Annotated in this window: 9 protein-coding genes; 6 read left to right on the forward strand and 3 right to left on the reverse strand. The window is 74.3% G+C overall.

The window, feature by feature from the left end:
- Positions 1–123: 123 nt before the first annotated feature.
- Both ACFWXO_RS07565 and ACFWXO_RS07570 read right to left on the reverse strand, forming a co-directional pair.
- The gene (locus ACFWXO_RS07565; RefSeq protein ID WP_350504571.1) at positions 124–423 is read right to left on the reverse strand and encodes a hypothetical protein; all 300 of its coding nucleotides are present in this window, start codon (positions 421–423) and stop codon (positions 124–126) included.
- Positions 424–457: 34 nt separating this feature from the next.
- Positions 458–1,258 carry a PspA/IM30 family protein gene (locus ACFWXO_RS07570; RefSeq protein WP_380522739.1) on the reverse strand — a complete coding sequence of 267 codons (801 nt, stop codon included), beginning with the start codon at positions 1,256–1,258 and terminating at the stop codon, positions 458–460.
- A gap of 316 nt (positions 1,259–1,574) precedes the next feature.
- Between ACFWXO_RS07570 and ACFWXO_RS07575 the strand changes: the two genes are divergently transcribed.
- Both ACFWXO_RS07575 and ACFWXO_RS07580 read left to right on the forward strand, forming a co-directional pair.
- On the forward strand, positions 1,575–2,168 hold the full coding sequence (locus tag ACFWXO_RS07575) for a DUF3043 domain-containing protein (RefSeq protein ID WP_375892567.1): 594 nt from the start codon (positions 1,575–1,577) through the stop codon (positions 2,166–2,168).
- Between the two features lie 158 nt (positions 2,169–2,326).
- Complete coding sequence (locus tag ACFWXO_RS07580) at positions 2,327–3,067, forward strand: class I SAM-dependent methyltransferase (protein ID WP_375892686.1); 741 nt, start codon at positions 2,327–2,329, stop codon at positions 3,065–3,067.
- Positions 3,068–3,077: 10 nt separating this feature from the next.
- On the opposite strand, the gene ACFWXO_RS07585 is transcribed toward ACFWXO_RS07580, so the two are convergent.
- A complete protein-coding gene (locus ACFWXO_RS07585) occupies positions 3,078–3,278 on the reverse strand; it encodes a hypothetical protein (protein WP_360227960.1) in 201 nt (66 codons plus the stop codon).
- Positions 3,279–3,371: 93 nt separating this feature from the next.
- Between ACFWXO_RS07585 and cobU the strand changes: the two genes are divergently transcribed.
- The 4 genes from cobU to ACFWXO_RS07605 all read left to right on the forward strand — a co-directional run bounded on the left by cobU (position 3,372) and on the right by ACFWXO_RS07605 (position 7,838).
- The gene (cobU, locus tag ACFWXO_RS07590) at positions 3,372–3,956 is read left to right on the forward strand and encodes a bifunctional adenosylcobinamide kinase/adenosylcobinamide-phosphate guanylyltransferase (RefSeq protein WP_380522740.1); all 585 of its coding nucleotides are present in this window, start codon (positions 3,372–3,374) and stop codon (positions 3,954–3,956) included.
- An 11-nt stretch (positions 3,957–3,967) separates the two neighbouring features.
- A complete protein-coding gene (locus ACFWXO_RS07595) occupies positions 3,968–5,083 on the forward strand; it encodes a nicotinate-nucleotide--dimethylbenzimidazole phosphoribosyltransferase (protein WP_375892570.1) in 1,116 nt (371 codons plus the stop codon).
- 200 nt (positions 5,084–5,283) lie between these two features.
- Entirely contained in the window at positions 5,284–6,075 is a 792-nt protein-coding gene (locus tag ACFWXO_RS07600) for an adenosylcobinamide-GDP ribazoletransferase (RefSeq protein ID WP_380522784.1), read from the forward strand.
- A gap of 257 nt (positions 6,076–6,332) precedes the next feature.
- On the forward strand, positions 6,333–7,838 hold the full coding sequence (locus ACFWXO_RS07605) for a leucyl aminopeptidase (protein WP_375892571.1): 1,506 nt from the start codon (positions 6,333–6,335) through the stop codon (positions 7,836–7,838).
- The last annotated feature ends 115 nt before the right edge of the window (positions 7,839–7,953 follow it).

The raw sequence follows: 7,953 nt of genomic DNA on the forward strand, positions 1-7,953 counted from the left end.
GGTGTGCGTTTTTTTTCTTATCCCCCCCCCCCGGGGGGGGGGGGGGGGTTTGCGGCCCCGCCCGGGGGGGCCCCCCCCCCCGGGGGGGGCCCCCCCCCCTTTCGTCTGGCAGCGGCCGCGCGGCTACTCGTACTCGGGGAAGCCCGGGATGACGCCCTCGCCCTCGGAGAGCAGGAGGGACCGGACCTCGTCGAGGGTCGCCTCGGCACTCGGCAGGATCAGCTCGGACGGCTCCAGCGAGTCGTCCGGAAGCCGGGTGCCGTACTGCTTCACGGCGTCCAGCAGCTTGCCGTAGGCCTGGCGAAAGGTGTCCTCGTCGCCGGACTCCACCGCGGTGAGCAGCTCGTCGTCGAGCTGGTTGAGCAGGTTCAGGTGGTCCTCGCCCACCTCGAACTGCCCCTCACCCATGACCCTCATGATCATGCTGCGCTTCTCCTGGTTCGTGGGTGGTTCCAGCTCACTTGTTGTAGTTGATCCGCGGGGTGTCCTGCGGGTGCGCGTCCTGCGGCTGCGGCTGCTGGGCCGGCTTGCCCTGCTCGATCGCGGCCGGACCGGCGGCGGGGCCGCCGGACAGCTCGGCCTTCATCCGGGCGAGCTCCAGCTCGACGTCGGAACCGCCGGCCACCCGCTCCAGCTCGGCCTCGATGTCGTCCTTGCGGCCGAGACCGCTGGCGTCGTCGAGCGCGCCGGAGGCCAGCAGCTCGTCGATCGCACCGGCCCGGGCCTGCATCTGCGCCGTCTTGTCCTCGGCACGCTGGATGGCCAGGCCGACGTCGCCCATCTCCTCCGAGATCCCGGAGAAGGACTCGGCGATGCGGGTCTGCGCCTGCGCCGCGGTGTAGGTGGCCTTGATGGTCTCCTTCTTGGTGCGGAAGGCGTCCACCTTGGCCTGGAGCCGCTGGGAGGCGAGCGTGAGCTTCTCCTCCTCGGCCTGCAGGGCCTGGTACTGCGTCTCCAGATCGGTGATCTGGGACTGCATGTTGGCCTTGCGGGTCAGCGCCTCGCGAGCGAGGTCCTCGCGGCCGAGGGAGAGCGCCTTGCGGCCCTGGTCCTCGTACTTCGCCGACTGCTGCTGGAGCTGGGTCAGCTGGAGTTCCAGGCGCTTGCGCGAGGTCGCGACGTCCGCGACGCCACGCCGTACCTTCTGCAGCAGTTCGAGCTGCTTCTGGTAGGAGTAGTCGAGCGTCTCACGGGGATCCTCCGCCCGGTCCAAGGCTTTGTTCGCCTTGGAGCGGAAGATCAGCCCCATACGCTTCATGATTCCGTCGCTCATGGGCCTCGGGTGCCCCCTTCTCCGGCCTGCGGTCTTAAATCTCGTTACCAGACACGACGAGTGTATGTGCAGCGAGCCCTTCGCCGCAGTGCACCTGCCTGCAACAAGACTGCTACAGCGACCAGGGGCAGATCCTCATCCCCCGGGTGGATCCGCCCCTCATCCTCCCCATGCTCCATCCGATTGATCCCCTACGGGAAGAGCGGGGGAGACCCCGGTCCGAACGCGGCCGAACGGATCGATACGCGTTTGGGTCCGAGGGGACCCGTGGTCGCGGCGCCGCACCCCGTACGCTGGGGGTGTGTTCCGACGCCGTTCAGATGATGCCGCCGCCTCCGCCACCGTGCTGGAGGACGAGACGCCCCAGGCCCGCCACCCGCAGGCCAAGAAGGGCCGCCCCACCCCCAAGCGCAGCGAGGCCGAGGCCAACCGGCGCACCCGGGTCGTGGTGCCCAAGGACCGCAAGGAGGCCTCCCGCCAGGCGCGCGAGCGGATGCGCAGCGAGCGCGAGAAGCAGCGCCAGGCGCTGATCGACGGCGACGAGCGCCACCTGCCGGCCCGCGACAAGGGGCCGGTGCGCAAGTTCGCCCGCGACTACGTGGACTCCCGCTGGTCGCTCGCCGAGTTCTTCCTGCCGGCCGCCGTGGTCATCCTGGTGCTGAGCATCGTCAAGGTGCCCGCGCTGCAGCTGCTGTCCACGCTGCTGTTCCTGCTGTTCTTCGTCCTGGTGATCCTGGACTTCGTCCGCCTGGGCCTCGGCCTGCGCAAGCAGCTGGGCGAGCGCTTCGCCGGGCAGAACACCCGCGGCGTGGTCGCCTACGGCATCATGCGCACCCTGCAGATGCGCCGGCTGCGCCTGCCCAAGCCGCAGGTGCGGCGCGGAGAGAAGCCCTGACCGCCGAACCGGTGGACTCCGGCTGGGCCCCGCCTTCCTGGGAGGGGCCCGGCCTCTACGCACTGCCCGGACAGGGGGACGGCGGCCACGACCGGCTCGGTCAGGAGCGTCGGCTGCCCTCCCGCAGCGGCTCCTTCGCCGGCGGCACCGCCGCCTGGCTGGACCGGCTCGGCGGACTGCGCAACTTCGTCCGGCAGGAGCTCGTCTCCCGGCAGCTCGCCGAGCAGCTCACCGGCCGCACCGCCCAGCGGGTCCTGGACATCGGCTGCGGACAGGGCACCCAGGCGCTGCGACTGGCCCGGGCCGGCCACTACGTCACCGGGATCGACTCCGACCCGGTCGCGCTCGGCGTCGCCCAGGGGGCGCTCGCCGAGGAACCGCCCGAGGTGCGCGGCCGGCTGCAGCTGCTCAGCGGCGACGGCCACCAGTGCGGGCGCTGGTTCGGCCCGCGCAGCTTCGACGTGGTGCTCTGCCACGGCGTCCTGATGTACCTGCCGGACCCGGACCCGATGATCGCCTCGTTGGCCCGGCTGCTGGCGCCGGGCGGGCTGCTCTCGCTGCTGGTGCGCAACGGCGACGCGCTCGCGCTGCGGCCCGCCGCCGCCGGGGACTGGCGGGCCGCCCTGCACGCCTTCGAGAGCGACCGGTACTACAACCGGCTCGGACTGGCCGCCCGGGCCGACCGGCTCGCCGACCTGACCGTCACCCTCTCCGAGGTCTCGGTGCCGGTCCGGCACTGGTACGGCGTCCGGGTCTTCACCGACAACGCGCCCGACGACGCCGCCCCGCCGGTGGACGGGCGGCAGCTGGCCCAGCTGCTGGAGGCCGAGGACCGGGCCGGCCGCACCGACCCGTACCGGCAGGTCGCGGCGCTGCTGCACGTGATCGGCGCGAAGTGAGCCCCCGGGCTCAGCCCTCGTGCAGGCTCATCGAGTAGATCACCCGGTCGTCGTCCAGCAGGACGGCGTTGTCCACGCCCTCCTCGGCGAGCTGCTTCCAGCTCTCCCCGATCCAGGTCTCGGCGTCGCCCTGGCCGGCGAACTCCTCCTGCCCGAGGGTCGACGCCACCGCGCTGCCGTCCGCCTTCTCGTACCGCCACGTCCAGACCATGCCCGGCTCCTCCCACTGACGCTGCCTTGTGTGCTGCGCAGGTTAGCCTGCCCGGCCCGATCTTCCGTATGCCTGTCGGGCAGGATGGGCGGCATGGCGACCCACCCCCCGCTCCCCCGCACGCTGCTGCTCGGCGGCGCGCGCTCCGGCAAGTCCACCCGCGCCGAGCAGCTGCTCGCCGAGCACCCGGACGTCCTGTACGTGGCCACCGGCGGCACCCGGGACGGCGACGCCGAGTGGGCCCAGCGGGTCGCCCTGCACCGGGACCGCCGGCCGGCGAGCTGGCGCACCGCCGAGACCTGCGACCTGGAGGCCGTGCTCGCCGACGCCGACGACCCGGCGCCGGTGCTGGTCGACTGCCTGGCGCTGTGGCTGACCGCCGTGATGGACGCGTGCGACGCCTGGGACGACGACGCCTGGGCGGCCGGCGGCGAGGCCGCGGTGCAGCGCCGCTGCGAGGCACTGGCCGCGGCCTGGGCCGGAACCCGGCGGACGGCCGTCGCGGTGAGCAACGAGGTCGGCATGGGCGTCGTCCCGGCGACCGCCGCCGGCCGCCGGTTCCGGGACACTCTCGGACGGCTCAACATGGCCGTGGCGGACGCCTCCGAGCGGGTCCTGCTGGTGGTCGCGGGACAGGTTCTGACGGTCAAGCCGAGCCCGCACACCTCCGCCGTGTAGCCTTCCGACCGATGGACACGACCGTGGATCTCGATACGTTCTCCTCGCTCGTCGAGCGCCCCGACGACAGCGCCCGACGGGCCGCCGAGGAACGCTGGCAGGAAGCCGGCCGACCGCGCGGCGGCCTGGGCAAGTTGGAGGAGCTGGGCAGCTGGCTGTCGTCCGTACAGGGGCGCTCCCCGGTGCGGCCGGTCTCGGCGCCCAAGGTGCTGCTGTTCGCCGCCGACCACGGCGTGGCCGCGCTCGGCGTCTCCCGGCTGCCCGCCGACGGCGGCACCGCCGCCCGGGTACGGGCGGTGCTCGACGGCAGCGCCCCGGTGGCCCGGCTGGCCGCGCGCTACGGCGCCGACGTGCGGGTCGTCGACGTCGCGGTGGACACCGACCCGGCGGACTTCCCGGACGAGGTGGTCGCCCACCGGATCCGGCGCGGCTCCGGCCGGATCGACGTCGAGGACGCGCTCACCCCGGAGGAGACCGTCCGGGCCTTCCGGGCCGGCATGGCCGTGGCCGACGAGGAGGCCGACACCGGCACCGACCTGGTGCTGCTCGGCGACCTCGGGGTCGGCTCCACCACGGTGGCCGCCGTCCTGGTCGGCGCGCTGTGCGGGACGGACGCGGCCGCGGTGTGCGGACGCGGCTCGGGCATCGACGACCGGGTATGGATGGTCAAGTGCGCCACCGTCCGGGACGCGCTGCGACGGGCCCGCCCGGTGCTCGGCGACCAGCTGGCGCTGCTCGGCGCCACCGGCGGGGCGGACTTCGCCGCGATCACCGGCTTCCTGCTCCAGGCCGCCGTCCGCCGGCTGCCGGTGGTGCTGGACGGCGTGGTCTCCTCGGCCTGCGCGCTGGTCGCGCAGCGGATCGCCTTCCGGTCGCCGGAGTGGTGGCGGGCCGGGCAGTCCAGCGGCGAGCCCGCCCAGGCGAAGGCGTACGACCGGCTCACCCTGACGCCGTTGCAGGACCAGGGGATCACCCTGGGCGAGGGCGTCGGCGCGGTGCTCGCGCTGCCGCTGCTCCAGGCCGCGGGCGACGCGCTCGCGGAGGAGGCGCCCCGACCGTTCGTCCCCTCGGCGCCGAAGGAGCAGCCGAAGCTGCCGTCGGCCGCCGACCTGCTCAGGAGGCTGTAGCGGCTGTCACGGCGGCGGGCGTCGTCGGAGACCGGCTCCCGCCCCCTGGCCCCCCGCTTCGCGCGGCTCCCCGCGTCCCTTCCTCGGGGCGCGGGGATTCTGCTGTGTCGGCGGCGGGGCCCGGACGCGGGTCCGATTCGGGTCCGGTTCGAGTGCGGTTCCGGTGCGGTTCCGGTCCGGTGGAGGAGTGGGTGGGAGCGATGGCCGACGGCGGCGAGCGGGCGACGTGGGGCGAAGGGCTGCGGTTCGCGTTCGGGACGCTGTCGGTGCTGCGGGTGCGGGTCGAGCGGTGGGACCGGGCCGCGGCGGCCCGGGCGATGACGGCGGCTCCGGTGGTCGGCCTGGTCCTGGGCGCGATCGCGGCCGGGGCCGGCGCCCTGGTGGCCTGGCGGGCGGGCGGACTGCTCGCCGCGGTGACGGCGGTGGGGGTGCTCGCCGCGCTGACCAGGGGGCTGCACCTGGACGGCCTGGCGGACGTCGCCGACGGCCTGGGCAGCGGCAAGCCGGCCGAGGACGCGCTGCGGATCATGAAGCAGTCCGACATCGGCCCGTTCGGCGTGCTGACCCTGCTGCTGGTGCTGCTCGCCCAGGTCGCCGCCCTGGCCGGGCAGTTCGGGCAGTCGACGCCGCGCGGCGCCCTCGCGGTGCTCGCCTCGGCGGTGGCCGCCCGCTGCGCACTGGCCTGGGGCTGCCTGCGGTCGGTGCCGGCCGCGCGCCCGGGCGGGCTGGGGGCGATGGTGGCGAGCACGGTAACGCCTGCGGCGGCCGCCACCGGGACGCTGGCCGCCGCGCTCCTCGTGGCCGCGCCCGGACTGTTCGACGGATGGTCAGCCCTGCGCCTCCCGCTGGCGGTTGTGCTCGGCGTCGGCTGCGCCCGGCCGCTGCTCACGCGGTGCGTGCGCCGGTTCGGCGGGATCACCGGGGACGTGCTCGGCGCGACGGCCGAGACCGCCGCCACCGGGACGCTGTTCGCCCTGGCGTTGCTCGGCTGACACCGGGCGGCGCGTGATCCCACCATGCGGACTACCATGCGTGGAGCACCGCAGCCCTGCACCGTGGCAGGTCCTGCCCGCCCGGCGCGCACCGAGGAGCCGGGGCCTCTGGTGTGCGCGGCCGCTCCGGCGGGCGCGCGCGCCAGGGGGCCCGGACCCGCAGGGCCCGCCGGCGGACGGCCTGCGACGGCGGGCTGCGCCGGTGCGGCAGTCACGCCGCGACCGGCCGTGGACCGCGAAAGAACAGGACGCATTACGTGACTGCATTGTCTGTGAGCACCTCCTCCGCCGCCTCGCTGCGCGCGGACGCCCTGGTGGTCGGTGTCGCGAAGGGCCCCAAGGGGATCGTGCTGGCCCCCGGTGCCGAGGCCGTGAACGAGGCGTTCGAGGGCAAGCTGGCCGAGATCCTCGGCACCCTGGGCGCGACCGGTGCCGAGGGCGAGACCGTCAAGGTCGCCTCCCCCGCCGGTCTCAAGGCCGCGCTCGTGCTCGCGGTCGGCCTCGGCGAGGCGGCCGAGGACGGCTACGGCCTGGAGGCGCTGCGCCGCGCCGCCGGTGTCGCCGCCCGCGCCCTGGCCGGCGTCAAGAAGGCCGCGCTGGCCCTGCCGGCCGAGTCCGCGGAGGAGGTCGAGGCGGTCGCGCTCGGCAGCCTGCTCGGCTCGTACGCCTTCGGCACCTACAAGGGCAACGGCAACGGCAAGGAGCCGGTCGGCGAGCTGGTCCTGCTGACCGTCCGCAAGGGCAGCAAGGACGCCAAGGCCGCCGTGGAGCGGGCCACCGCGATCGGCGAGGAGATGAACCGCGCCCGCGACCTGGTCAACACCGCGCCGAACGACCTGAACCCGAAGAGCTTCGCCGCGATCGCCCAGGCGGCCGGCAAGGAGCACGGCCTCAAGGTCGAGGTCCTGGACGAGAAGGCGCTGACCAAGGGCGGCTTCGGCGGCCTGCTGGGCGTCGGCAACGGCTCGACCAACCCGCCGCGGCTGGTGAAGGTGGCCTACACCCACCCGAAGGCCAAGGCGACCCTGGCCTTCATCGGCAAGGGCATCACCTACGACTCGGGCGGCATCTCGCTCAAGCCGGCCGGCCACAACGAGACCATGAAGTGCGACATGGCCGGCGCCGCCGCCGTGTTCGCCGCCGTGGTGGCCGCCAAGCGCCTGGGCCTGACCGTCAACGTCACCGCCTGGCTCGCGCTGGCCGAGAACATGCCGTCCGGCTCCGCCACCCGCCCGGGTGACGTGCTGCGCATGTACGGCGGCAAGACCGTCGAGGTGCTGAACACGGACGCCGAGGGCCGCCTGGTGCTGGCCGACGCGATCGTCAAGGCCGGCGAGGAGAACCCGGACGTCATCGTCGACGTGGCGACCCTGACCGGCGCCATGGTGCTGGCCCTGGGCACCCGCACCTTCGGTGTGATGGCCAACAACGACGAGCTGCGCGACAACCTGCACACCCTCGCGGGCGAGGTGGGCGAGCAGTCCTGGCCGATGCCGCTGCCGGCCGAGCTCAAGAAGGGCATGACCGACTCGACCATCGCCGACCTGGCCAACATGGGCGAGCGGATGGGCGGCGGCCTGGTGGCCGGCCTGTTCCTCCAGGAGTTCGTGGCCGAGGGCATCGACTGGGCGCACCTGGACATCGCCGGCCCGGCGTTCCACGAGAGCGCCCCGTTCGGCTACACCCCGAAGGGCGGCACCGCGAGCGCGGTGCGCACCCTGGTCCGGTTCGCGGAGCAGACCGCGGCCAACGGCAAGGCCTGATCCGAGCGGATCCCCACCCCGACGGGGGGCCCGGCGCGCGGGGCCGGGCCCCCCCCGGCGGGCGCCCGCCGCGTATCCGGCCGTATGGGCCGAGACCCCCCCCCCCCACGGGTGG

The sequence above is a fragment of the Kitasatospora sp. NPDC059088 genome (genome assembly GCF_042738155.1).
In the GTDB taxonomy this organism is placed as follows: domain Bacteria; phylum Actinomycetota; class Actinomycetes; order Streptomycetales; family Streptomycetaceae; genus Kitasatospora.